Genomic DNA, 22,499 nt, shown 5'->3' with positions numbered 1-22,499 from the left:
GGCCCGGGTGCGGGGGCTCCGGGCGGGGGTGGGGCGGTGACGGCGCTCGGCCCGCCCGAGGGGCTGCTCGTGCCGCCGGGCCAGGGCCGCACCGTGCGCACCGCGGCCCAGCAGGTGACGTACAAGGTGACCGGCTCGCACTCGCGGATCGCCTCCAGCTTCGAGGTGACCGTGCCGCCAGGCTTCGATGTGGGCGCGCATGTGCACGCCAGGAGCGAGGAGCTGTTCTACGTGCTGGAGGGCGAGCTGGACGTGCTCGCGTTCGAGCCACTGGTGCGCACCAGAGACCGCTGGCAGGGCTGGCGCTCCGCCGCGGGCAGCAGGGTGGTGCGCGCCACCCCCGGCACGGTGATCGCGGTGCCGCCCGGGTGCCCGCACGCGTTCGCCAACCCGACGGGGAGCCCCGCGAAGATGTTCTTCCAGGCGTCGCCGCCGCCCGACCATGAGCGGTACTTCGACGAGCTGCTGGAGATCCTGTCCGCCGAGGGGCCGCCCGACCACCGGGCGATCGCCGAGCTGCGGCTGCGCTACGACATCGAGCAGCTCACACCGCTGCGGCACGGGACGCAGGCGGAGACGGAGACGGAGGCGGAGACGGAAGCCGCTCCGGCCGACGGGCCCGGATGAGGGCGCGGGCCGCGGTCATGGGGTGATCACGAGCTTGCCGCGGGTGTGTCCCGTGCGGCTCGCGTCGAAGGCCGCGGCGACCTCCTCCAGGGGGTGGGTGGCGGCCACCTCGACGGTGAGTCCGCCGCGGTCGGCCAGCTCCGCGAGGCGGGTGAGCCCGGCGCCGTCCGGCCTGACCCAGATCACCTCGCCGCCGTGCTCCCCCGCCTGCCCGTCCGCGATCGAGCCGTGCCGGCCGCCCGGGGCGAGCACCGCGAGGGTGGTCTCCAACTGGCCGCCCGCGAAGTCGGCGACCGCGTCGACCCCGCCGGGCGCCAGCGCCCGCACCCGCTCGGCGAGGCCCTCGCCGTGCCCGACGGGCTCGGCGCCGAGGCCGCGCACGTAGTCGTGGTTGCGCTCGGAGGCGGTGCCGATGACCCGGGCGCCGCGGGCCCGCGCGATCTGCACGCCGAGGCCGCCCACACCGCCCGACGCCCCGTGCACCAGCACGGTGTCGCCCGAGCCCACGGCCAGCCTGTCGAGGGTGCGCAGCGCGGTGAGCCCGGCCAGCGGCAGGCCGCCCGCCTGCGGCCAGTCGAGCGCGGCGGGCTTGCGGGCGACGGCCCCCGCGGGCACGGTGACGTACTCGGCGAAGGTGCCGCCGTGCACCACGTCCTTGCGGGCGTAGGCCATGACCTCGTCGCCCACCGCGAACTCCGGCACGTCGAAGCCGAGCGCGGCGACGACACCGGCCACGTCCCAGCCCGGGATCACCGGGAAGACCGCGTCCATGACGGCGTCGAGGCCGCCCGCCATGACCTTCCAGTCCACCGGGTTGACCCCGGCCGCCCGCACCTGGACGAGCACCTGTCCCGGGCCGACCTTCGGCCGGGGCAACTCGCCCAAGGTGAGCCGGGAGTTGTCGGGGGCGTAGGAGTCGTAGCTGACAGCGCGCATGGGCCGGCCTCGTGGTGAGCGGTGGGCGTCCCGCGGGGGGACTTCGATCTTGTGCACCGTACCCGGCGCGCGGCCAGGTCCTGGCAAGGCGTGCGCGGGAGGCGGGCGCCGGGGCGCCGCGCCTCCCCCGGGTCGGTGTGTGTCAGCCGCTGGGCTGGTCGGTGTCCTGCTGACTGCCCCAGCCGTGCCAGCGCTCCACCTCGATACGGGCGGACACCCGGGGGTTGTCCCGGTTCGCGTAGGGCTTGCCGAGGTAGTGCCGGGAGAGCCGGTCGATGTCGGTGAGGCCCTCGTCGTCGGTCAGCCCGGCGACCCGGCCGATCAGCGTCACATGGGTGTACCAGTCGGACGCGTCGAGCACGGTGAGGGTGACGCGGGGGTCACGGCGCAGGTGCTTGAGCCTGGCGCGGCTCACGTCCATGTTGACCAGCACCCGGCCGTCGTCCTCCCACAGGTACCAGGTCGCCGCGGACACCGGCTGGCCGTCGGCGCGCACCGTGGCGATGACCGCGGGGTTGGCCTTCCGCAGCAGGGCCACCGCGGCTTCGGGAAGTGGCGGCTTGGACATGTGTTCCTCCTCGTCGGATCGGATGGGCGCGCCTCTCCGGACCGACGCCCGCCCCCCGTGGGAAGCGCCTGGACGATCTTCCCATGCCTTCGCGGCCCGGACCCTGGGCGCACCGCCCTCGTCACCGAATCCCCATCCGCCGGTCCTGTGGCGCCGTGCCCAAGGGCGGCACCCCGACTCACCGGCGGCGCCTGCGGTGGGCGGTCAGCGGATGGGGACGCCCGACAGCGCCCGTGCGATGACGAGGCGCTGGATCTCGCTCGTGCCCTCGAAGATGGTGTAAATCGCGGCGTCCCGGTGCATCCGCTCGACCGGGTACTCGCGCGTGAAGCCGTTGCCGCCCAGTATCTGCACCGCCTGCGCGGTCACCTGCTTCGCGGTCTCGCTGGCGAAGAGCTTGGACATGGAGCCCTCTGCGGCCTCGAAGGGGCGCCCGCTCACGGCCATCCAGGAGGCCCGCCACACCAGCAGCCTCGATGCGTCGATACGGGTGCGCATGTCGGCGAGCTGGAAGGCGACGCCCTGGTTGTCGATCACGGGGCGGCCGAACTGGCGGCGGTCCTTGGCGTAGTCGAGCGCGACCTCGTACGCCGCGCGCGCGGTGCCGACGGCCATGGCGCCGACGGCGGGGCGCGACGCCTCGAAGGTGGCCATCGCGGCGTTGCGCACCTGCTCGCCGCCGGAGGCGCGCTCCCTGGCCCTGGCGAGGCGCTCGTCCAGCTTCTCCTTGCCGCCGAGCAGACAGGAGCCCGGCACCCGCACCTCGTCGAGCACGACCTCGGCGGTGTGGGAGGCGCGGATGCCGTGCTTGCGGAACTTCTGGCCCTGGCTCAGGCCCGGGGTGCCGGGGGGCACGATGAACGAGGCGTGGCCCTTGGAGCCGAGACCGGGGTCGACGACCGCGACGACCACGTGGACGTTGGCGATGCCGCCGTTGGTGGCCCAGGTCTTGGTGCCGTTCAGCACCCACTCGTCGGCGGCCTCGTCGTACACCGCGCGGGTGCGCATGGCGGCCACGTCGGAGCCGGCGTCGGGCTCCGAGGAGCAGAACGCGGCGAGCTTGACGTCGTTCGCGTCGCCGTACATCTGGGGTATCCAGGTGCCGATCTGCTCGTCCGTCCCGTTGGCCAGCACCCCCACCGCGGCGAGGCCCGTACCCACGATCGACAGGGCTATGCCCGCGTCGCCCCAGAACAGCTCTTCCAGGGCCATCGGCAGCCCGAGACCCGTCGGATCAAAGTACTGCTGGGCATAGAAATCGAGGGAGTAGATGCCGACCTTGGCGGCCTCCTGGATCACCGGCCAGGGGGTTTCCTCGCGTTCGTCCCATTCCGCCGCCGCGGGCCTGACGACATCGGCGGCGAAGCCGTGCAGCCAGTCCCTGATCTCCTTCTGCTCGTCGCTCAGCTCCATCGTGAACTCGGCCATGACCCCTCCAGCGCTCCGCCGTCCAGCTTACGTTACCTACGGTAATAGCTGCTTATTACCCGCTGGTAGAAAATGTCAACTGCCGGTAGAGCGTTCGAGGCGCCCACGCCGCCAAGTGCTAGTTTGCCGATGCGTCACCGAAACAGCACGGGTGGGGAGAGAGCATTGGGCAACCCTGAGCGGTCACACGACCGGCGGCGAGAGCTGTTGGAAGCCGCCGAGCGCGTGGTGCTGCGCGACGGACCCGGGGCCTCCATGAACGCGATCGCGGCCGAGGCGGGCATCACCAAGCCCATCCTCTACCGGCACTTCGGCGACAAGAGCGGCCTGTACGCGGCGCTCGCCAAGCGGCACACCGACGGCCTCCTCGAAGCGCTGCGCGCCGCCCTCGACGCCCCCGCGGAGCGCAGGCAGCGCGTCGAGGCCACCCTCGACACCTACCTCGCCGCGATCGAGGCGCGCCCGCAGGTCTACCGCTTCCTGATGCACCCCTCGGAGGGCAGCCCCCAGGGCGACACCGACGTGGACGTCGGCCGCCAGGTCGCGCCGCTGCTGCGCAGCCTCGGCGAGGACATGACCAAGGTCATCGAGGAGCGCATCGACTTCGGCCCCGAGGGCGGCCGGCTCGCCCGGGTCTGGGGGCACGGCATCGTCGGCCTGATGCACGCGGCGGGCGACTGGTGGCTCAACGAGAGACCCTGCTCCCGCGGCGAGTTGGTGAGCGGCCTGACGGATCTGCTCTGGGGCCGCCTCGCCGTCGTCGACAACAGTGCGGAAGGACCCGAGTTCTGACGCCGCGGCGGCCGTACCGGTCAGCCGCCCGCGCGCCAGGCCCTGGCCGCCGCTCGCTCCACCCGGCGGCGGCGCCAGCCTCCGACACGCTCCGTGTAGACGGCGCCGTCCAGGTGGTCGCACTCGTGCTGGAGGCAGCGGGCGAAGTACCCCTCGCCGCGCAGCTCCACGGGCTCCCCCGCGAGGGTGGTGCCGGTGACCACCGCACGGTCGAAGCGGGGCGTGACGGCCTCCACGCCCGGCAGCGAGAGACAGCCCTCCGGGCCGCCCACGAGCACTCCTTCCGCGCTCTCCAGCACCGGGTTGACGACGTGTCCGAGCCTGCGCCTTTCGTCGTCGTCCTGGCAGTCGTAGACGAACACCCGCAGGGCCACGCCGACCTGGTTGGCGGCCAGGCCCACGCCACGCGCGGCGTACATCGTGGCGAACATGTCCTCGACCAGCCGCCCCAGCGCGGCGCCGCGCTCCGCCACCGGCGCGCACGGACCGCGCAGCACCGGGTCGGCGAACGGGACCAGGGGCCGTACGCGCCCCGTGGCGCCGGGGATGGGAGCGTGTCGCATCGGCACAGCCTACGGTCCGCGGGCCCGCGGGCCGCCCGGCCCCCGCGCACCAGCTCCGCGGCGGGCCGAACCGTGACGGTGCCGATGTAGGGGGCCAGGCGCGGATCTCGATAGGCTTGGCCCACACGCCACCCGCCTCCCCTCCGCCCGGGGTGGGCGCGGCGCCGTACGCGAGGAGGAGCGACAAGGATGGCAGGCAACACGGACCCGCTGTCACCGCGGTCCAAGCTGGCCGTGACGGCGGGGAGAGCGGCCGCGGCCGTCTCGCGCGCGGCGGGCCGTGGCAGCGGCTCCGTCATCGGCGGCAAAGTGGCACTCAGACTCGACCCCGAGCTGCTGCGCAGGCTCGCCCAGCACCTCGACGTGGTCCTGGTCTCCGCCACCAACGGCAAGACCACCACCACCCGGCTGATCGCGGAGGCGCTGCGCGCCGCGGGCCCGGTGGTCTCCAACGCGCTCGGCGCCAACATGCCGGCCGGGATCACCTCCGCGCTCGCCGGCGGCTCCGACGCGCGGTTCGGCGTGATCGAGGTCGACGAGAAGTACCTCGCCGGGGTCGCCCGCGACGTGGAGCCGAAGGCCATCGCGCTGCTGAACCTCTCCCGCGACCAGCTCGACCGTGCCGCGGAGACCCGTATGCTCGCCGAGAACTGGCGGGAGGGCCTGGCGGGCTCCAAGGCCGTCGTCATCGCGAACTGCGACGACCCGCTGGTGGTGTGGGCGTCCTCGTCGTCGCCGAACGTGGTCTGGGTGGCCGCGGGGCAGATGTGGAAGGACGACGCCTGGTCCTGCCCGTCCTGCGGCGGTGTGATGCAGCGCCCGGGCGACGACTGGTACTGCGGCGAGTGCGGCTTCCGGCGCCCGGCGCCGAGCTGGGTGCTCTCCGGCGACCACGTCATCGACCCGCAGGGCTCGGCCTGGCCCATCCACCTCCAGCTCCCCGGCCGCGCCAACAGGGCCAACGCCGCCTCGTCCGCCGCCGTCGCCGCCGCTTTCGGGGTGCCGCCGCAGGTCGCGCTGGAGCGGATGTACCAGGTGCAGGCGGTGGCCGGGCGCTACGACGTGGTGCAGTTCGCGGGCCGCGACATGCGGCTGCTGCTCGCCAAGAACCCGGCGGGCTGGCTGGAGACGTTCTCGCTGATCGACCCGCCGCCGACGCCGGTGATCCTCTCGGTGAACGCGCGCGGCGCGGACGGCACCGACACCTCCTGGCTCTGGGACGTCGACTACACCCGGCTGACCGGGCACCCCATCGTCGTCATCGGCGACAGGCGGCTCGACCTCGCGGTGCGCCTGGAGGTCGCGGGCCAGCACTTCCAGGTCTGCGACACCGTCGACGAGGCCGTACGGGCCGCGGCCCCCGGCCGGATCGAGGTCATCGCGAACTACACCGCCTTCCAGGACCTGCGCCGCCGCGTCGGCAACTGACACCCACCGGCCACCCCCGATCCCGGAGAGGGACCTCCTCGGCATGAGCGATAGCAGTCTGCGACTGGTGTGGGTCTACCCCGACCTGCTGAGCACGTACGGCGACCAGGGCAACGCCCTGGTCGTGGAGCGCAGGGCAAGGCAGCGGCACCTGGACGTGACCCGGATCGACGTCCGCAGCGACCAGCAGGTGCCCACCTCGGGCGACATCTACCTGATCGGCGGCGGCGAGGACCGGCCGCAGCGGCTCGCCGCCGAGCGGCTGCGCCGCGACGGCGGTCTCTCCCGGGCCGTGGCCAACGGCGCCATCGTGTTCTCGGTGTGCGCCGGGTACCAGATCCTCGGCCACGAGTTCATCAACGACCTCGGCGAGCGGGAGCCGGGCCTCGGGCTGCTCGACGTGCGCTCCACCCGCGGCGAGGGCGAGCGCTGCGTCGGCGACGTCCTCGGCGACATCGACCCCCGTCTGGGCCTGCCGCCGCTCACCGGCTTCGAGAACCACCAGGGCGTCACCCACGTCGGCCCGCACGCGCGCCCCTTCGCCCAGGTCAGGCTCGGCAGGGGCAACGGCACGGGCGACGGCACCGAGGGCGCGTACAACGACACCGTCTTCGGCACGTACATGCACGGCCCCGTACTCGCCCGCAACCCGCTGATCGCCGACCTGCTGCTGAAGCTGGCCCTCGACGTGAACGCGCTGCCGCCCGCCGACGACCGCTGGTACGAGGCGCTGCGCGCCGAGCGGATCGCCGCGGCGCAGCAGCCCGCGTAGGACGCTCCACGCCGGGCGCCCGTGCCCGGGCGGACCGGGCGGGTCCCGGGGCCCGCCCGGGCTTCGCCGCCCCGCCCCCGGCCGTTCACCGCGCGCAGGGACCTCGTTCCGCTGCGTGGTGTCGAATCGCTCACACGGCGCCTGGAAGCGTGTCCAGCAGTCGGACGGCGGGTCCTGGCGGTCCGGGGTCGCCGGTAGGCTGGCCGTGCTCCAGCCGGACGACGTGGTCCGGCCTTCGGCCCACGTTGCAAAGGTATTCCGGGCTATGCGAATGGGTGTTCTCACCTCCGGCGGCGACTGCCCAGGGCTGAACGCCGTGATCCGTTCGGTCGTGCACCGAGCCGTCGTCGACCACGGCGACGAGGTCATCGGCTTCCACGACGGCTGGAAGGGCCTGCTCGAATGCGACTACCGCAAGCTTGACCTGGACGCGGTCAGCGGCATCCTCGCCCGTGGCGGCACCATCCTCGGCTCCTCCCGGGTCCAGCCCGCGCACCTGCGCGACGGGGTCGAGCGCGCCAAGGGCCACGTGGCCGACCTGGGGCTCGACGCGATCATCCCGATCGGCGGCGAGGGCACGCTGAAGGCGGCGCGGCTGCTGTCCGACGGGGGCCTGCCGATCGTCGGGGTCCCGAAGACCATCGACAACGACATCGCGGGCACCGACGTCACCTTCGGCTTCGACACCGCGGTGGGCGTGGCGACGGAGGCCCTCGACCGGCTGAAGACCACCGCGGAGTCCCACCAGCGGGTGCTGATCGTGGAGGTCATGGGCCGCCATACCGGCTGGATCGCGCTGCACTCGGGGATGGCGGCGGGCGCCCACGCCATCGTGGTGCCCGAGCGGCCCTTCGACATCGACGAGCTGGCCAGGCGGGTCGGCGAGCGGTTCTCTGCGGGCAAGAAATTCGCCATCGTGGTGGCCGCGGAGGGCGCGAAGCCCCGCGCCGGCTCCATGGAGTTCGACGAGGGCGGCACCGACATGTACGGCCACGAGCGCTTCGCGGGCGTGGCGCGGCAGCTCTCCGTGGAGCTTGAGGAGCGCCTCGGCAAGGAGGCGCGTCCTGTGATCCTCGGCCATGTGCAGCGCGGCGGCACCCCCACCGCGTACGACAGGGTGCTCGCGACCCGCTTCGGCTGGCACGCCGTGGAGGCCGCGCACCGCGGCGAGTTCGGGCATCTGACGGCGCTGCGCGGCACCGACATCGTGATGATGCCGCTCGCGGATGCCGTGGAGACCCTGAAGACGGTGCCCGACGCGCGCTACGCCGAGGCCGAGACCGTCCTGTGAACGCCCCCTGAGCCACCCGGGTTTCGCCCGGTGACCCACATGGGTTCCGCCCCATGCGCGTAAGCCGCCCCCGCCCTCGGGTCCCGGCGGGGGCGGTTCTAGTCTGGTTGCCGTCAAGAACCGCGCAATCGGCACGAATCAGGAGCGGCGGATGGATCACGGCATGCACGGCATGACGATGGACCTGCCGCCGTTCACGCTGGGCAACGGGCTCCACTGGTCCACCCAGCCGTTCTTCCTCGCGGCCTGCCTCGTCGGGCTCGCGCTGTACGGCTCGGCCCTGGCGCGGCTGCTGCGGCGCGGCGACGCCTGGCCCGTGGGCCGCAGCGTGTCCTTCGTGCTCGGAGTGCTGCTCGTCCTGCTGACGATGTGCACCCGGCTCAACGACTACGGCATGGTCATGTTCAGCGTGCACATGGTGCAGCACATGATCATCAGCATGCTCGCGCCGCTCCTGCTGCTGCTCGGGGCGCCGGTGACACTGGCGCTGCGGGCGCTGCCGGTGGCGGGGCGCGGGCGCACCGGGCCGCGCGAGGTGCTGCTGGCGTTCCTGCACAGCCGGTTCCTGCGGGTGGTCACCCACCCCGGTTTCACCATCCCGGTGTTCATCGCCAGCCTCTACGGGCTCTACTTCACGCCGCTCTTCGACAGCCTGATGGGCTCCGCCGTCGGGCACGCGGCGATGATGGTGCACTTCCTCCTGGTCGGCCTGGTCTTCTTCTGGCCGATCATGGGCATCGACCCGGGGCCGCACCGCCCCGGCCATGTGATGCGGATGCTGGAGCTGTTCGCGGGCATGCCGTTCCACGCGTTCTTCGGCATCGCGCTGATGATGGCGTCGGGCCCGATGGTGGACGCGTACAAGCACCCTCCGGCCTCGCTCGGCATCGAGGCGCTGTCCGACCAGACCGCGGCGGGCGGTATCGCCTGGGCGTTCAGCGAGGTCCCGTCGGTGATCGTGCTGCTTGCGCTGCTGTTCCAGTGGTACCGCTCCGAGCAGCGCCAGGCGCGCCGCGCCGACCGCCAGGCGGACCGCGACGGCGACAAGGAGCTTGCCGAGTACAACGCGTATCTCGCGTCGCTCCAGGCCCGCGGGAACTGACGCGTACCGGCCGCGGGGGCCGGGCGGGCGGACGGTGACCGCGCGGCCACCGTCCGGAACGGCCACCCCCGGCACCTGGTCCTCTGGCCTCTCGTAGCCCTTCCGGGTGACTATGGAGGTTCGGACCCGGGCGCGGGCGCGTCCGGCCGCACGAGGAGGGTGCCGCGATGCGCGAGACGCCGGGGACGACGAAGGCGATGGGGGTCATAACGGTCGGCGGCCTGGTCGCCGTGACCGCCTACACGGTGGCGCTCGGCAGCAACGGGTGGCTGTGGTTCGGCTGGGTCGTGCTCGGCCTGATCACGCTGGGGATGGTGGCCTCCCGCAGCACCTGACCCGGGGGCCCGCGCCGACGCCCCCCTGGGGCCCCGGGGGGCGCCTTGGCCGTCGTGGCCTGATCCGGATGCGGCGAACGAGCGACCTGGGGGCTTTGTGTGGCCGAGGCGGGGCCGGATGACTGCGGTACCGGTCGGCGCGCGGGCGCGGCGCCGGGCCACCCGGGGGCGCCGCCCCTCCCCCGCCACCAGCCGGCCGGTGCACGTTAGGCCGCCGGGAGCGTGGGGACTCGTGGCCGTGTCAGGCGAGAGCCGCAGGACACCGGCCGACGAGAGCGCTGGGAGGTGGGAACCATGGCGACAGGTCGGCTTCCCGATCACGAGCAGCGAATCCTGGACGAGATGGAGGAGGTCCTCAGGCACGACCGGGATCTGAACCGGCGGACGCGTACGACACGTGCCAGGTGGCGGCTGCGCGAGGGGTGGGAGGCCGCCGAGTGGGGCAGGAACCTCTTCCTGCTGCTGACGTCGGTGGCGGCGGCGGTCCTGCTGGTGGCGGGCATCCAGACCCAGGAGCCGGGCGCGATCTGGGCGTTCGCGGCGACCTGGCCGTTCGCGGTGCTCGGCGGGGTGGTGCTGGTACGGCGACGGCGCGCGGGGCGACGCGACGGGCGTTGACCGCGGGCGCGCCCTCCCGGCGGGGGGCGCCGCTCAGCGCCCGCCCGCGACCCTGAGGACCGCGCCCGTGGTGTACGAGGCGTCGTCCGACAGGAGCCAGGCGATGGCGGCGGCGATCTCCTCGGGGGCTCCGGGTCTGCCCAGCGGGGTGCCGGCGCCGATGCGTTCGGCGCGTCCCGCGTCACCCATGTCGGCGTGCATGGTGGTGGTGATCGCGCCGGGCGCGACCGCGTTGACCCGGACGGCGGGGCCCAGTTCCTTGGCGAGGCCGAGGGTGAGGGAGTCGACGGCGGCCTTCGCCGCCGCGTAGTGGACGTACTCGCCGGGGGAGCCGAGGGTGGCGGCGCCGGACGAGACGTTGACGACGGCGCCGCCCCCGGCCATGTCGCGGGCGGCGCGGCGGCAGGCGAACAGGGTGCCGAGGAGGTTCACGTCGAGCACCCTGCGCAGGACGGCGGTCTCCGCGTCGGCGAGCCGGGTGAGCGGGCCCGAGTAGCCGGCGTTGTTGACGAGCCCCGTGGGGGCGCCGAGTTGTGCGTGCGCGGTGTCGAAGAGCAGGTCGACGTCGGCCTCTTCGGCGACGTCGGCGCGCACGGCGACACACCGGGCGCCCTGCGCCCTGACCTGACGTGCCGTCAATTCCGCCGCGTCCTGGTCCCGTACGTAGCCGAGGGCGATGTCGTGCCCGTCGCGCGCGAGGCGCACGCAGGTGGCGGCGCCGATGCCGCGGCCGCCTCCGGTGACGATGGTGATGGGCCGTGCCATGCGCTGTTCGCTGCTCCTTGTGCCGGTGACGCGTGGTGCGTCCCGCGTGTCCGCGGTGCCCGTCTGGTCGCCACCACGGTCGCACAGCGGCCCGCGGGAGTGTGCCGCGGGCCCGGAGGAGGGCTGGAGGGGAGCCGCGGGATCACTCCTTGCGGCTGTGGGTGGAGGCGGTGCGGAAGTCGGTGTACGTGTAGGGGTTGTCGAGTATCCCGGTCTCGGGGACGTCCGGGCTCATGCCCCTGCGCCAGCCCTCCTCGCCCAGGGTGGCGCGCAGGTACGCGACGGTGGCGTCGGTCCGCGCGCGGACCGCGGCGAGGTCGATGCCCACGAGGCGGTGCTCGTGCTTGACGACGCGGCCGTCCACCAGGACGGTGTGCACGTCCCCGCGCTGCGCCTGGAAGGCGACGTGGCCGAAGGGGTTGAGGACCGGGAACGAGACGGGCGAGTGCTCGTTCTTGAGCAGGACGAGGTCCGCCTTCCTGCCCGCCTCGACGCTGCCGAGGTCGTGGCCGCGGCCGATGGCGCGGGCGCCTCCCCTGGTCGCCCAGTCGACGACCTGCTCGGCGCGGAGCGCGCAGTGGGTGACGGTCTCGCCCCTGGCGTGCGCCTCCAGGTGTTCGCGTGCGCGGTCGGCGCCGAGTGTCGCGCGCATCGCGGAGAACAGGTCGCCGCTCCACCACACGCTGGTGTCCATGGAGAGGGAGACCGGGATGCCGTGGGCGCGGATGGCCCAGGTGGGCGGGTAGCCCTGGCCCGCGCTCTGCTCGCTCTCGGTGGAGACGGAGACCGAGCCGCCGGTCGCGGCGATGCGGTGGTAGGAGTCGGTGGAAAGCGACGCCGCGTGCACGTACACGGTCTGCGGGGTCATGAAGCCGTTGTCGTGCATCAGGCGGATGCCGTCGTCGCCTGTGGCGCCCCACACGCCCGCGTGCGTGGTGACCGGGACGCCGAGGTCGCGGGCCGTCTCGAAGGCGGGCCGCTCGGGGAACTCGGGGTCGCCGGTCACGTCGAAGGCGATCTGGAAGCCCAGCATGTCGTCCCCGGTGATCCGGCGGCGCACGAAGTCCCGGAACTCGGGGGCGCCGGTCCATACGGCGGGCGGCTGCTGGATGTTGCCGTAGGCGAGCACGAAGCGGCCGGGGACCGAGCGCAGCGCGTCGACGGCGGCGTCCGCGTGGTCGACGGTCCGCAGCCCGTGGGACCAGTCGACGACCGTGGTCACCCCGGCGTCGAGGGCCTCGACCGCCGCGAGGAGGTTGCCCGCGTACACGTCCTGCGGCCGGAAGAGCTTGCCGGACTCCAGGTAGTACCAGACGAAGTACTGGGTGAGGGTCCAGTCGGCGCCGTAGCCGCGCATGGCGGTCTGCCACATGTGGCGGTGGGTGTCGATCATCCCGGGCATGACGATGCCGTCGGTGGCGTCGACGGCGACGGTGTCGTCGGGGACGGGCAGCGCGGTGCCGACGGCCGCGATCCGGTCGCCGACGACGAGCACGTCGGTGTTCTCCAGGACACGGCGCCGGTCGTCCATGGGCAGCACCGTGCCGCCGCGCAGCACCACGGGGCGTCCTGACGGGAAGGGAGTGCGCTCGCTCACCAGGGGCTCCTCACCACGGTGCGACCGGGTCGCCCGGGGTCCGGACGCCCGTCTGCCAGACGGTCGGCAGGATGCAAGGCCACTGTGTGCAGCGGCAGTTCGGGTGTCAACCGTCTGGAGGGAGGCGGGAGCACACGGAAACGGGCTTCTGTGTCCGCTCTGCGGTCGAGTCGTCCGTTCCCGTTCTTCGGCAGTACGGGCGGCCGTGCGCCGTGGCTGCTTGGAGGGCGGCCATGGCCTGACGATATGCCCGTGGAGTCGGCGTTGTGTTTCACTGGTCGGGCCGTGCGCGGCCTGTCCGTCCAGCGGACAGGGGGGTGCGACGACGGCTGACGGACGGGGGAGCGTATGGCACGCCAGGGGACGGGACCCGACTTCATCGAGGCGCTGGCGCGCGGCCTCGACGTGATCAGCGCGTTCGAGCCGGGGCGTCCTGTGATGTCGCTGAGCGAGGTGGCGGCGGCGACCGGGCTCGCCCGGCCCACGGCGCGCCGCATCCTGCTCACCCTTGAGGAGTTGGGCTATGTCCGCGCCCGGACGCCCGGCTTCGCGCTCACGCCGCGCGTCCTCGGCCTCGGCGTGGCGTATGTGAGGTCCATGGGCCTGTGGGACGTGGCCAGGCCGCACATGGAGGAGCTGTCCTCCCGCACCGGCGAGTCCTGCTCGATCGCGCAGCTCGACGGCGGCGACATCGTCTATGTCGCGCGGGTCGCCGTGCCGCGGATCGTGACGCTCGCGGTGCAGATCGGCACCCGGTTCCCGGCGCTCGCCACATCGCTCGGCAAGGTGCTGCTCGCGGCGCTCGGCCCGGCCGACGCGGACCGTGCGCTCGCCGAGCCGAGCAGGTCGGGGCTTATGCCGCGCTGGCGGCCCGACCGCGCCGAGCGCGAGGCGGCGCTGCGGGAGGTGCGCGCCCGGGGCTGGGCCCTCACGGACGAGCAACTCGCGCGCGGCATCCGCTCGGTGGCCGCGCCGCTGCGCGACGGCGAGGGCCGGGTGATCGCCGCGCTCAACGTGAACGCGCACGCCGCGGAGACACCCGTGGCGCGCCTGGTCGAGCACCATCTGCCGCTGCTGTTGCGGACCGCGGGCGAGATCAGCGCCGACTTCGCGCGCCTGGAGACGGTGCCCCAGGTGACGCACCGCCAGGGCGCGGTCGCCGAGCCGCGGGGCTGAGCGCCACGACCCCTTGACGCGTGGCGCGGCCGTGGCACAATCGGCACCGGCCGGACGTCCGTCCGCCCAGCGGACGTTCTCCCGGGGAGCTGATGGGGATGCCGGACCGCGCGACCGACTCCCCCGCCGCCCGGGGGCCGCTGGCGGGCGTGCTGGTCGCCGACTTCTCCCGCGTCCTGGCGGGCCCCTACGCCACCATGCTGCTCGCGGACCTGGGCGCCGACGTCATCAAGGTGGAGGCCCCAGGCGGCGACGACACCCGTGCGTGGACGCCGCCGGTGCGCGAGGGGACCTCGACGTACTACCTGGGCGTCAACCGCGGCAAGCGCTCGGTCGCGTTCGACCTGCGCGACGCAGCGGACGCCCGGCTCGCGCGGGAACTGGCGGCACGGGCCGACGTGCTGGTCGAGAACTTCCGGCCCGGCGGACTCGCCAGGTACGGGCTCGACTTCGCCACGGTGCGGGAGGCGAACCCGGGCGTCGTCTACGCCTCCATCAGCGGCTTCGGCTCGGGTCCCGGGCGGCATGTGCCGGGGTACGACCTGATGGTCCAGGCGGTCTCCGGGCTGATGAGCCTCACCGGCGACCCCGACGGGCCGCCCTACCGCGCCGGCATCTCCGTCTTCGACGTGATGGCGGGCAACCACGCGGCCATCGGCATCCTCGCCGCGCTGCGCCACCGGGACGCGACGGGGCGCGGCCAGCACGTCGAGGTCAACCTGCTGTCCTCGGCGCTGACCGGGCTCGTCAACCACAGCTCCGCGTACGTCGCCGGGGGCGTGGTCCCCTACCGCATGGGCAACGCCCACCCCAGCGTGTTCCCGTACGAGCCGCTGCCCACCGCCGACCACGACCTGATCGTGACCGCCGCCAACGACGGGCAGTTCCGCAGGCTGTGCGAGGTGCTCGGCATGCCGGAGGCGGCCGACGACCCGCGCTTCGCCCGCAACGCCGACCGCACCGCGAACCGGGACGAGCTGCGGCCGCTGCTGGTGCGGCGGCTCGCCGTGCGCGGCGCCGCCGAGTGGTTCGACCTGCTCGTCGCGGCGGGGGTGCCCTGCGGTCCCGTCCACACCATCGACGGCGGCTTCGCCATGGCGGAGCGCTTCGGTCTCGAACCGGTCGTGGCGGCGGGCGAGGGCGGGCGTGCCGTGCCGACCACCCGCCACCCCGTGCGCTTCTCCGAGACCGAGATCGCCTACCGGCTGCCGCCGCCGGAACTCGACGAGCACGGCGCCCTGGTGCGCGCCTGGCTGAGCAGCCCCCGTGCGGAGCACGATGCCTGACCCGGCCGACCGTCCCGAGCACGGCGAGCACGGTGCGGACGGCGCAGAGGTCCGGCGCTATCCGACGGCGCTCGGCGCCTCGTCCCCCACCTCGATCACACTGCTCGGCCGCGACCTCGCCGAGGACGTCATGGGCGAGGTCGGCTTCGGCGAGCTGGCGTTCTGGCTCGCCGCCCAGCGGCGCCCCTCCCCCGGCGAGACCCGGGTCTTCGAGGCGGTGCTCGCCGCCCTCGCCGACCACGGCTTCACCCCGACCGCGATCGTGACCCGGCTGACCTATCTGTCGGCGCCCGACTCGGTGCAGGGCGCGCTCGCCGCCGGGCTGCTCGGCGGCGGCTCCCGCTTCCTCGGGGTGACCGAGGACTGCGGGCGCTACCTCGACCGGGTCATCGGCGGCCTCGGCGGCGCACCGCCCACGGACGACGCGGGCTGGGACGCGGTCGCCCTCGACGCCGTCACGGCCACCAGGGCCGAGGGCCGCTATGTGCCGGGGCTCGGGCACCATGTGCACAAGCGGGGCGACCCGCGGACCCCGCGGCTGCTGCGCATCGCCGCCGAGGAGGGCCTTCACGGCCCCCATCTGTCGCTGTTCGCGGCGATCGGGCGGGTGCATCCGCGGGTGCTCGGCAGGACGCTGCCGCTCAACGGCGCCGGGGCCTGCGGCGCCGCACTGGCCGACCTGGGGCTGCCGCTCGAACTCCTGCGTGGCTTCGCGCTGCTGGCCCGCACCGCGGGGCTCATCGGCCAGTTGGCCGAGGAGCTGCGCCATCCGGTCGCCGACGAGATCTTCCGCTCGGTCGACCTCAACAACCGCCCGGTCGCTCCCGAGCCCCACCCGCCCCGCGCCGCGGACCACGGAGGAGCCCATGGCTGAACTGGTCGCCGTCATCGCGTCGACCCACCACCCGTTCTATTACCGCGCCAGCACGGCCACCGGCGAGGACCGGCCGCCGTTCGCGGATGAGTGGGTGCGCAAGATCGAGTCGTTCCGCGCGACCCTCACCAGGGCGAGGCCCGACGTCCTCGTCATGGTCGGCTCCGACCACTTCCACCAGCTCTGGCTGGACAACATGCCGCAGTTCCTCGTCGGCAAGGCGCCGTTCTACGACGCCAACTTCTCCAACGAGCAGCGGGAGTTCGGGCTGCCGAGGATGCTGCTGACGGGCGAGGAGGCGCTCTCCGCCCATGTGCTGCGGGAGGGCCTCGACGCCGGGTTCGACCTGGCGTTCTCCAACGAGCTGCGGCTCGACCACTCCATCACCTGCCCGATCCTCACGCTGCGCCCGCAGAACGACCTGCCCGTCGTGCCCGTCTACACCAACATCTTCGCGCCGCCGCTGCCGCGCCCCCGGCGCTTCGTCGAACTGGGCCGCACCATCAGGGAGTTGGTCGAGTCCTGGCCGTCGGACCAGCGGGTGGCGGTCATCGGCACCGGGCATCTCTCGCTGGAGCTGGGCGGGCCGCGGCAGTTCGGGCCGACGGGGCCCGACCCCGAGTTCGACCGCAGGGCGGTCGGGTGGATCGCGTCGGGCGACATCGAGGGCTGCCTCGCGGAAGTCACCCTGGACAGCCTGCACCTGCCGGGCAACGCCACCCACGGCTTCATGGACTTCCTGCTGATGATGGGGGTGGCGGGGGAAGGCGAGAAGGCCGACTACGTCGACACGTACGACCTCTTCCACACCATGGAGGCGTACTTCACCTGGTATCCGCGGGGGGTGCGGGCGTGAGCAAGTACCTGCTGGACAAGTTCCTGTTCACCGTCGACCGGGACCCCGCGCTCGTCGAGCGCTACCGGGAGGACCCGCGCGGCACCGTCGCCTTCTGGGAGGAGAACTGGGCGGGCCGCATCCTGGGCTGCCACGAGGGCGAGTCCTCGACCTGGCTCCGCTTCGACGACACCGAGCGCGAGGCGCTGGCCACGCACGACTACCCGAGGCTCTTCGCACTCGGCGCCCACCCGTTCCTCACGCTCACCCTCTTCATCGGCATGTTCGAACGGGACCACGAACCCCTCGGCTTCCAGCGGGAGTACGCCCGCCGGCTCGCCCATGTGACCCTGCCGTACCCCGACATCGCGACATGACCCGGGCGCCCGGGTCACGGAGTGCGGGCGAGGGCCTGCTACTCCTCGGCCGCGGTACCGCCCGGTTCCGCCTCGGGGGTACGGGCGTTCGCGGCGAGGATGCCGTCGAGCAGGACGTCCAGCGCCCAGTCGGTACGGGCCCTGCCGGTTCCGGAGACAAGTGCGGCGCCGAGCCGGGCGATGTGCGGGTGGTCCCGCGCGTCCGCGCCCGCCAGCCGGTCGGCCAGCTCGGTACGGGCCTCGGCCCTGCGGGCGTCGGCCTTCGGGTTGCTGTGCTCGACGGCGATGGCGGTGGGGTAGAGCAGGAGCAGGTCGACTCCCCAGGCGGCGGCCGCGTCCGCGACGCCGCCCTCGTGCAGCAGCGCGAGCACCGCCTCCACGAGCGCCATGTAGTGCGGGCCCGTGGGCTGGGTGGACATCGCCATGCGGGCGATGCCGGGGTGGCGGGCGAGGAGGGTGCCGTACTCCGTCAGCAGTGTGCGCATCCGCGCGCGCCAGTCGCCGTCGGCGGCGGCCGGGACGCCGATGTCGCCGAGCAGCGCGTCGAGGATCTGCGCGTGCAGGTCCTCGGTGTCCCTGACGTAGACGTACAACGACGCGTGCCCGGAGTCGAGGGCGGCGGCGACACGGCGCATGGTGACCTTGGCGAGCCCCTCGTCACGGAGGATGGCGAGCGCCGTGTCGATGATTCCCTGCCTGCTCAGGGCGGGCTTCGCGGGGCGCTCCCGGCGGCTCCTCGGTCCGGCCGCGCCGTCGTTCGTGGGCATGGCGCCAAGCTAGCACGACCACGGTCGTGACGACCGCGGTCGACCTGCCGTGCCCGTGCGCCCGTCGGCGCCCCGGCCGCCGACGCCACGAGGCCCTGGCGTTCCGGCGGCCGGACACCGGCGGTTCAGGCCGCCACGGCCTCGACCACGGAGATCAGCGAGGCGGACGGCGTCACGGTACGAAGCTGGAGCCCGGCCGCCTTGAACACCTCCTCGAACTCCGAACGGCTGCGCTCGCGGCCGCCGTTGGAGAGCGTCAGCATGTTGAGGTCCATGAGGGTAGGCAGGCCGCCCGCGGCCTCCTCGCTCCCGATGACCAGTTCGGTGACCAGGATGCGGCCGCCGGGGTTGAGCGCGTCACGGCAGTTGCGCAGCAGCCGCACCGCCGACTCGTCGTCCCAGTCGTGCAGCACGTACTTCAGCAGGTAGACATCGGCGGCGGGCACCGAGTCGAAGAAGTCGCCGCCGATGAAGTCGAAGCGGTCCGAGACGCCCGCGCGGGCGGCCGACTTCTCGGCGGCGTCGGCGACGTGCGGCAGGTCGAGGCAGGCTCCCCGCAGCGACGGGTGCCGTACCAGCAGGGTCTGTACGAAGGCGCCCGCGGCGCCGCCGATGTCGACGACCTTCTCCGCTCCCGTCACGTCGATGACGTCGGCCAGGTGCTCGGCGACCCCGTCGGTCATCGCCGTCATGGCCGCGGTGAACTGCTCCCCCTCGTCGGGGTGTCCGCTGAAGTAGGTGAACAGGTCCTGGCCCAGCACGGCCGGGGCCTGCGCCTCGCCGGTGCGCACCGCGTCGACGAGCTGGTCCCACGGCTTCCAGTGGCACGACATCCCGCCCCACAGGGCCAGGTCGCGCAGCGAGCCCGCGCGGTCGGTGCGCAGCGTCTCCAGCAGCGGCGTGGCGGCGAAGTGCTCGCCGTCCTCGCAGGTGGCGAGGTCAAGGGCGACACAGGCGCGCAGGAAGCGGTGGGTGGCGGAGGGGTCGAGCGACTCCTCGCGCGCCATCTCGGCCGCCGTGGCGGGACCGGCGCGCAGATGGTCGGCGATGTTGAGTTCCGCCGCCGTGCGCACCACCTGGGTCACCCAGTAACCCGTGATCATCTGGAACATGCGGCCGGCCTCGCCGCCGGCGGGCTCCGCGGAGCCCGCGGGGGTCAGGGGGTGTTCGTAGAGGGTCATTCCGCTCCTCGGTCGGGCAGGCGCATTGCACCGCGGCCATGCGCTCGGGGTGGAGGCGGAGCGGGGCCGGGTGACTGTCCGGCCGTGACGCGAGCCCGCTCCCCCTGGGCCCCGTCGACCGCGCCGCCTTCCGATGGCTGACAGTGCAGATGCCCTGTCGGGCGGGGAGTATGGCTGACGGATGATCACCGAAGTCCGGCCCGCCGCGTGCGTGCCCCTCCGTGGGACGGGTCTGCCCTTCCTGGACGAACCCGTAGGTCCTGCCCAGCGGCGGTGGTGGAGACCTCCGGCTTCCCGCCACCAGTCGGGTGCCCGGGTGCGAGCAGTGCCTCATCGCGCAGCAGGAGGTCGAGGGGCGGGCAGTGGCGGGCCGGCCCCCGCGCGCGGGCCTGTGCCTGAACGGGCAGCCGGCTCGTGACCGATCGGGCCCCGGCGGCGCCCCCGCGCCGACGCGCGGGAGGACGGGGCGGGCGCCCGTGACCGTCGGAGGGGGCCGGGCCCGGAGAACCCTTTCGCCCCGACTCTGCGGGCCGCCCGGCGGGTCGGGCTAGGATCAGCCGGACAGATGCAGACCGTGCGTCATCGGGTCCTTCGCTGATCAAGTGTCAGCAAGGCCGGATGGGAGTCGGCACGGGTCCGGTCAGACCTGGTCATGGACGGTGTGGCGCAGGCGGGCGGGCCGGGGCCCCGACGGGCGGTGTGACCTGGCAGAGCATGCCCGTGGAGCCGACCGGAATGAGCGAGGGAACACCGTGTTCTACAACGTGCTGAAGTACCTGTTCTTCAGCCCGTTGCTGCGCCTGCTGTTCCGGCCGCGCATCGAGGGGCTCGCGCACGTGCCGGAGTCGGGGGCCGCGATCATCGCGGGCAACCACCTGTCCTTCGCCGACCACTTCATCATGCCGGCCATGCTCAGGCGCCGTATCACCTTCCTCGCCAAGGCCGAGTACTTCACGGGCCCCGGCATCAAGGGGCGGCTGACCGCGGCGTTCTTCCGCGGCGTGGGGCAGATCCCGGTGGACCGCTCCGGGCGTGCGGCCGGGCAGGCCGCCATCAGAGAAGGCCTTTCGGTGCTGAGCCGCGACGAGTTGCTGGGGATCTACCCCGAGGGCACCCGCTCGTTCGACGGCCGGCTCTACAAGGGCAAGGTCGGGGTGGCCGTGATGGCGCTGCGCGCCCGGGTGCCCGTGGTGCCGTGCGCGATGATCGGCACCTTCGAGGCGCAGCCGCCGGGACAGAAGCTGCCGAGCCTCCGGAAGATCACCATCCGCTTCGGCGCCCCGCTGGACTTCTCGCGCTACGAGGGCCTTGAGGACGAGAAGGCGGTCCTGCGCGCCGTCACCGACGAGATCATGTACACCATCCTGGAGCTGTCCGGGCAGGAGTACGTGGACCAGTACGCCGCCGAGGCGAAGGCGGAGGCCGCCAAGAGCGACAAGTCGCTTGCCGCCGGGCACCGTTTCCCGCGGCTGCCGCTGAGCTGACCCGCCGCCGGGAGCCGCCCCGGCGCCCCTTCGTCCCCTCCGTCGGCGGCCCCGCGGCCCGTCCGGCTACCGGGGGTCGGGTCCCCTGTGCTCCGCCGCGATCCCGAAGCGCCGGCGTTCGCCGGGAGCGGACGCGACCCCGCGCACCGACGAGACCGAGGAGATCACCTGGTCCTCGGAGCGGTCGCCCAACTCTTCGAGTCGTTCCAGGTCAGCGGCCGAGACCAGGGCGACGAGCGGCTTTCCGTGGCGGGTGACGACCACGCGCTCGCCGCCGTAGACCACGCGGTTGATCAGTTCGGCGAACTCCGCACGTGCTTGCGTCACCGGAATCTCATGCGCCATGCTCCCCACATTACGTCATGTACGTCCTGTACATTTTTTACAGGACGTGCAGGCCCTGCGAGTATGCCCGCGGGGTCCGTCGCGAGGAGGCACCGTCATGACCCAGCCGTCAGGCCGCTATGTGCTGCCCGAGTTCACCGAGCGCTCCAGTTCGGGACACCGCACCCTTGACCCGTACTCCAAGCTGCTCGACGAGCGGATCGTCTTCCTCGGCACCCGGATCGACGACACCTCGGCGAGCGACGTCATGGCGCAACTGCTCTACCTGGAGCACGCCGCGCCCGACCGCGACATCTCCCTCTACATCAACTCGCCGGGCGGCTCGTTCAGTTCGATGACGGCGATCTACGACACCATGCGCTTCATCGGCTGCGAGGTGGAGACCTGCTGCCTCGGGCAGGCCGCGTCCGCCGCCGCGGTGCTGCTCGCCGCGGGCACCCCGGGCAAGCGGGCGATGCTGCCGGGGGCGCGGGTGCTGATCCACCAGCCGTCGCTCGACGAGCCCGTCGAGGGGCAGGCGACGGACCTCGCCATCCAGGCGCAGGAGCTGCTGCGCGTACGGGAGCTGCTGGAGGAGCTGCTGGCCCGGCACACCGGGAGGGACAAGGAGCGGATCTCGGCGGACATCGAGCGCGACCATGTGCTGGACGCCTCGGCGGCCGTCGCGTACGGGCTCGTGGACCGCATCATCGCCGACCGCAAGGCGTCCGGGGCCGTGCCGGCCGGGCGGTGAGCGCCCGATGCTGCCGCCCGAGCTGCCGCCGCTGCCCGCGCTGACCCGCGCCGAGGGCGAGCTGATCGACTGCTATCTCGACGCCGTGGACCTGCTCGGCCGCATCAACCCGGCCCGCGCCGACCACACCTACGGGGGGCTACGGGCCGCCCAGGCCCTGGTGTCCAAGGCGCTCGAACTGCGGGACGCGCTGGCCACGATGCACCAGCGCGGCGAGGACGAGCTGCACGGCGCCACGCTCGCGCAGGCCATGCGGGTCCTCGACGGCGAACGCCGCACCACCCGGGTCACCCTGCCCGCCCCCGCGGGGCCGCACCGGGACGGCGGCCCGCCCGGCGCCCCCGGCCGCTGACCCCGCGCCGCGGTGGTGTCGCGCCGCGAAACGCGCCGTACGGGCTACCCCCCTCCGGCGTAACGCGAGACCCCCAACCGGGGGCGAAACCGCGCCGGGCGCGGCCCCGTCGCACTTGCGCCCGCCACCGCCACGGATGCGCGGCGCCGCTGGTACGAGCGCCGCGACGGCACCCGCGCGCACGGCGCGCCACCCGGTCGGGCCAGCCGCGCGGCGCGCCGGGGGAACGCCGGATTGCGCTGACATCGGGCCCGGGGTGGACGAAGA

At 73.4% G+C, this 22,499-nt stretch carries 25 protein-coding genes; 16 read left to right on the top strand and 9 right to left on the bottom strand.

What is annotated here, in order from left to right:
• Positions 1-36 precede the first annotated feature (36 nt).
• Positions 37-627, top strand: a complete 591-nt coding sequence (locus tag ACIBIW_RS08115) for a cupin domain-containing protein (RefSeq protein WP_399333239.1) — start codon at positions 37-39, stop codon at positions 625-627.
• A 15-nt stretch (positions 628-642) separates the two neighbouring features.
• Here the strand turns inward: ACIBIW_RS08115 and ACIBIW_RS08110 are convergent, their stop codons facing one another.
• The 3 genes from ACIBIW_RS08110 to ACIBIW_RS08100 all read right to left on the bottom strand — a co-directional run bounded on the left by ACIBIW_RS08110 (position 643) and on the right by ACIBIW_RS08100 (position 3,559).
• On the bottom strand, positions 643-1,563 hold the full coding sequence (locus tag ACIBIW_RS08110; RefSeq protein ID WP_399333237.1) for an NADP-dependent oxidoreductase: 921 nt from the start codon (positions 1,561-1,563) through the stop codon (positions 643-645).
• A gap of 142 nt (positions 1,564-1,705) precedes the next feature.
• Entirely contained in the window at positions 1,706-2,131 is a 426-nt protein-coding gene (locus ACIBIW_RS08105) for a PPOX class F420-dependent oxidoreductase (RefSeq protein ID WP_399333235.1), read from the bottom strand.
• A gap of 204 nt (positions 2,132-2,335) precedes the next feature.
• Positions 2,336-3,559 (bottom strand): acyl-CoA dehydrogenase family protein, encoded by a 1,224-nt coding sequence (locus tag ACIBIW_RS08100; RefSeq protein ID WP_399333234.1) that lies wholly within the window; start codon positions 3,557-3,559, stop codon positions 2,336-2,338.
• A 129-nt stretch (positions 3,560-3,688) separates the two neighbouring features.
• Between ACIBIW_RS08100 and ACIBIW_RS08095 the strand changes: the two genes are divergently transcribed.
• Positions 3,689-4,351 carry a TetR family transcriptional regulator gene (locus tag ACIBIW_RS08095; protein WP_399333233.1) on the top strand — a complete coding sequence of 221 codons (663 nt, stop codon included), beginning with the start codon at positions 3,689-3,691 and terminating at the stop codon, positions 4,349-4,351.
• A gap of 20 nt (positions 4,352-4,371) precedes the next feature.
• Here the strand turns inward: ACIBIW_RS08095 and def are convergent, their stop codons facing one another.
• Complete coding sequence (gene def / locus ACIBIW_RS08090) at positions 4,372-4,914, bottom strand: peptide deformylase (RefSeq protein WP_399333231.1); 543 nt, start codon at positions 4,912-4,914, stop codon at positions 4,372-4,374.
• A 189-nt stretch (positions 4,915-5,103) separates the two neighbouring features.
• Between def and ACIBIW_RS08085 the strand changes: the two genes are divergently transcribed.
• The 6 genes from ACIBIW_RS08085 to ACIBIW_RS08060 all read left to right on the top strand — a co-directional run bounded on the left by ACIBIW_RS08085 (position 5,104) and on the right by ACIBIW_RS08060 (position 10,460).
• The gene (locus tag ACIBIW_RS08085) at positions 5,104-6,342 is read left to right on the top strand and encodes a MurT ligase domain-containing protein (RefSeq protein WP_399333229.1); all 1,239 of its coding nucleotides are present in this window, start codon (positions 5,104-5,106) and stop codon (positions 6,340-6,342) included.
• Between the two features lie 43 nt (positions 6,343-6,385).
• Positions 6,386-7,114, top strand: coding sequence for a type 1 glutamine amidotransferase (locus tag ACIBIW_RS08080; RefSeq protein WP_399333227.1), 729 nt, complete (start codon positions 6,386-6,388; stop codon positions 7,112-7,114).
• 265 nt (positions 7,115-7,379) lie between these two features.
• The gene (locus ACIBIW_RS08075; RefSeq protein ID WP_399333225.1) at positions 7,380-8,405 is read left to right on the top strand and encodes a 6-phosphofructokinase; all 1,026 of its coding nucleotides are present in this window, start codon (positions 7,380-7,382) and stop codon (positions 8,403-8,405) included.
• A 151-nt stretch (positions 8,406-8,556) separates the two neighbouring features.
• A complete protein-coding gene (locus ACIBIW_RS08070) occupies positions 8,557-9,507 on the top strand; it encodes a cytochrome c oxidase assembly protein (protein ID WP_399333223.1) in 951 nt (316 codons plus the stop codon).
• A 197-nt stretch (positions 9,508-9,704) separates the two neighbouring features.
• Entirely contained in the window at positions 9,705-9,842 is a 138-nt protein-coding gene (locus ACIBIW_RS08065; protein ID WP_399334028.1) for a hypothetical protein, read from the top strand.
• A 294-nt stretch (positions 9,843-10,136) separates the two neighbouring features.
• On the top strand, positions 10,137-10,460 hold the full coding sequence (locus tag ACIBIW_RS08060) for a DUF3040 domain-containing protein (RefSeq protein WP_399333221.1): 324 nt from the start codon (positions 10,137-10,139) through the stop codon (positions 10,458-10,460).
• A gap of 33 nt (positions 10,461-10,493) precedes the next feature.
• Here the strand turns inward: ACIBIW_RS08060 and ACIBIW_RS08055 are convergent, their stop codons facing one another.
• A complete protein-coding gene (locus ACIBIW_RS08055; RefSeq protein WP_399333219.1) occupies positions 10,494-11,225 on the bottom strand; it encodes an SDR family oxidoreductase in 732 nt (243 codons plus the stop codon).
• Between the two features lie 142 nt (positions 11,226-11,367).
• The gene (locus tag ACIBIW_RS08050; protein WP_399333217.1) at positions 11,368-12,822 is read right to left on the bottom strand and encodes an amidohydrolase family protein; all 1,455 of its coding nucleotides are present in this window, start codon (positions 12,820-12,822) and stop codon (positions 11,368-11,370) included.
• 348 nt (positions 12,823-13,170) lie between these two features.
• Between ACIBIW_RS08050 and ACIBIW_RS08045 the strand changes: the two genes are divergently transcribed.
• From ACIBIW_RS08045 to ACIBIW_RS08025, 5 genes are all read left to right on the top strand, one after another.
• Entirely contained in the window at positions 13,171-13,998 is an 828-nt protein-coding gene (locus ACIBIW_RS08045) for an IclR family transcriptional regulator C-terminal domain-containing protein (protein ID WP_399333215.1), read from the top strand.
• A 92-nt stretch (positions 13,999-14,090) separates the two neighbouring features.
• Positions 14,091-15,284, top strand: a complete 1,194-nt coding sequence (locus ACIBIW_RS08040; RefSeq protein ID WP_399333212.1) for a CaiB/BaiF CoA transferase family protein — start codon at positions 14,091-14,093, stop codon at positions 15,282-15,284.
• A complete protein-coding gene (locus ACIBIW_RS08035; RefSeq protein ID WP_399333210.1) occupies positions 15,277-16,158 on the top strand; it encodes a citryl-CoA lyase in 882 nt (293 codons plus the stop codon). Before ACIBIW_RS08040 ends, ACIBIW_RS08035 begins: the two co-directional genes overlap by 8 nt.
• Positions 16,151-17,014 (top strand): extradiol ring-cleavage dioxygenase, encoded by an 864-nt coding sequence (locus tag ACIBIW_RS08030; protein ID WP_399333209.1) that lies wholly within the window; start codon positions 16,151-16,153, stop codon positions 17,012-17,014. The genes ACIBIW_RS08035 and ACIBIW_RS08030 overlap by 8 nt, the downstream gene beginning before the upstream one ends.
• Complete coding sequence (locus tag ACIBIW_RS08025) at positions 17,011-17,370, top strand: hypothetical protein (RefSeq protein WP_399333207.1); 360 nt, start codon at positions 17,011-17,013, stop codon at positions 17,368-17,370. Before ACIBIW_RS08030 ends, ACIBIW_RS08025 begins: the two co-directional genes overlap by 4 nt.
• Positions 17,371-17,408: 38 nt before the next feature.
• Here the strand turns inward: ACIBIW_RS08025 and ACIBIW_RS08020 are convergent, their stop codons facing one another.
• Both ACIBIW_RS08020 and ACIBIW_RS08015 read right to left on the bottom strand, forming a co-directional pair.
• Positions 17,409-18,137 carry a TetR/AcrR family transcriptional regulator gene (locus ACIBIW_RS08020; protein ID WP_399333205.1) on the bottom strand — a complete coding sequence of 243 codons (729 nt, stop codon included), beginning with the start codon at positions 18,135-18,137 and terminating at the stop codon, positions 17,409-17,411.
• 125 nt (positions 18,138-18,262) lie between these two features.
• The gene (locus ACIBIW_RS08015; RefSeq protein ID WP_399333203.1) at positions 18,263-19,318 is read right to left on the bottom strand and encodes a methyltransferase; all 1,056 of its coding nucleotides are present in this window, start codon (positions 19,316-19,318) and stop codon (positions 18,263-18,265) included.
• 752 nt (positions 19,319-20,070) lie between these two features.
• On the opposite strand from ACIBIW_RS08015, the gene ACIBIW_RS08010 reads away from it, so the two are divergent.
• A complete protein-coding gene (locus ACIBIW_RS08010; protein ID WP_399333201.1) occupies positions 20,071-20,802 on the top strand; it encodes a lysophospholipid acyltransferase family protein in 732 nt (243 codons plus the stop codon).
• Positions 20,803-20,868: 66 nt separating this feature from the next.
• On the opposite strand, the gene ACIBIW_RS08005 is transcribed toward ACIBIW_RS08010, so the two are convergent.
• Entirely contained in the window at positions 20,869-21,147 is a 279-nt protein-coding gene (locus ACIBIW_RS08005; protein ID WP_399333199.1) for a type II toxin-antitoxin system Phd/YefM family antitoxin, read from the bottom strand.
• Between the two features lie 97 nt (positions 21,148-21,244).
• On the opposite strand from ACIBIW_RS08005, the gene ACIBIW_RS08000 reads away from it, so the two are divergent.
• On the top strand, positions 21,245-21,880 hold the full coding sequence (locus ACIBIW_RS08000; RefSeq protein WP_399333197.1) for an ATP-dependent Clp protease proteolytic subunit: 636 nt from the start codon (positions 21,245-21,247) through the stop codon (positions 21,878-21,880).
• Positions 21,881-21,887: 7 nt separating this feature from the next.
• A complete protein-coding gene (locus tag ACIBIW_RS07995) occupies positions 21,888-22,232 on the top strand; it encodes a hypothetical protein (protein WP_399333195.1) in 345 nt (114 codons plus the stop codon).
• Positions 22,233-22,499: the final 267 nt, after the last annotated feature.

Source organism: Streptomyces sp. NPDC050560, assembly GCF_044457285.1.
Lineage (GTDB): Bacteria > Actinomycetota > Actinomycetes > Streptomycetales > Streptomycetaceae > Streptomyces.
This window is presented reverse-complemented; position numbering and strand designations above follow the sequence as displayed.

Bases quoted from the DNA above. Each gene is read 5' to 3' on its own strand.
- ACIBIW_RS08095 (WP_399333233.1), top strand. From the start codon at position 3,689: ATGCGTCACCGAAACAGCACGGGTGGGGAGAGAGCATTGGGCAACCCT.
- ACIBIW_RS08000 (WP_399333197.1), top strand. From the start codon at position 21,245: ATGACCCAGCCGTCAGGCCGCTATGTGCTGCCCGAGTTCACCGAGCGC.
- ACIBIW_RS08060 (WP_399333221.1), top strand. From the start codon at position 10,137: ATGGCGACAGGTCGGCTTCCCGATCACGAGCAGCGAATCCTGGACGAG.
- ACIBIW_RS08045 (WP_399333215.1), top strand. From the start codon at position 13,171: ATGGCACGCCAGGGGACGGGACCCGACTTCATCGAGGCGCTGGCGCGC.
- ACIBIW_RS08075 (WP_399333225.1), top strand. From the start codon at position 7,380: ATGCGAATGGGTGTTCTCACCTCCGGCGGCGACTGCCCAGGGCTGAAC.
- ACIBIW_RS08035 (WP_399333210.1), top strand. From the start codon at position 15,277: ATGCCTGACCCGGCCGACCGTCCCGAGCACGGCGAGCACGGTGCGGAC.
- ACIBIW_RS08065 (WP_399334028.1), top strand. From the start codon at position 9,705: ATGGGGGTCATAACGGTCGGCGGCCTGGTCGCCGTGACCGCCTACACG.
- ACIBIW_RS08005 (WP_399333199.1), bottom strand. From the start codon at position 21,147: ATGGCGCATGAGATTCCGGTGACGCAAGCACGTGCGGAGTTCGCCGAA.
- ACIBIW_RS08015 (WP_399333203.1), bottom strand. From the start codon at position 19,318: ATGACCCTCTACGAACACCCCCTGACCCCCGCGGGCTCCGCGGAGCCC.
- ACIBIW_RS08040 (WP_399333212.1), top strand. From the start codon at position 14,091: ATGGGGATGCCGGACCGCGCGACCGACTCCCCCGCCGCCCGGGGGCCG.
- ACIBIW_RS08055 (WP_399333219.1), bottom strand. From the start codon at position 11,225: ATGGCACGGCCCATCACCATCGTCACCGGAGGCGGCCGCGGCATCGGC.
- ACIBIW_RS08110 (WP_399333237.1), bottom strand. From the start codon at position 1,563: ATGCGCGCTGTCAGCTACGACTCCTACGCCCCCGACAACTCCCGGCTC.
- ACIBIW_RS08070 (WP_399333223.1), top strand. From the start codon at position 8,557: ATGGATCACGGCATGCACGGCATGACGATGGACCTGCCGCCGTTCACG.
- def (WP_399333231.1), bottom strand. From the start codon at position 4,914: ATGCGACACGCTCCCATCCCCGGCGCCACGGGGCGCGTACGGCCCCTG.
- ACIBIW_RS08105 (WP_399333235.1), bottom strand. From the start codon at position 2,131: ATGTCCAAGCCGCCACTTCCCGAAGCCGCGGTGGCCCTGCTGCGGAAG.
- ACIBIW_RS08100 (WP_399333234.1), bottom strand. From the start codon at position 3,559: ATGGCCGAGTTCACGATGGAGCTGAGCGACGAGCAGAAGGAGATCAGG.
- ACIBIW_RS08020 (WP_399333205.1), bottom strand. From the start codon at position 18,137: ATGCCCACGAACGACGGCGCGGCCGGACCGAGGAGCCGCCGGGAGCGC.
- ACIBIW_RS08080 (WP_399333227.1), top strand. From the start codon at position 6,386: ATGAGCGATAGCAGTCTGCGACTGGTGTGGGTCTACCCCGACCTGCTG.
- ACIBIW_RS08085 (WP_399333229.1), top strand. From the start codon at position 5,104: ATGGCAGGCAACACGGACCCGCTGTCACCGCGGTCCAAGCTGGCCGTG.
- ACIBIW_RS07995 (WP_399333195.1), top strand. From the start codon at position 21,888: ATGCTGCCGCCCGAGCTGCCGCCGCTGCCCGCGCTGACCCGCGCCGAG.
- ACIBIW_RS08030 (WP_399333209.1), top strand. From the start codon at position 16,151: ATGGCTGAACTGGTCGCCGTCATCGCGTCGACCCACCACCCGTTCTAT.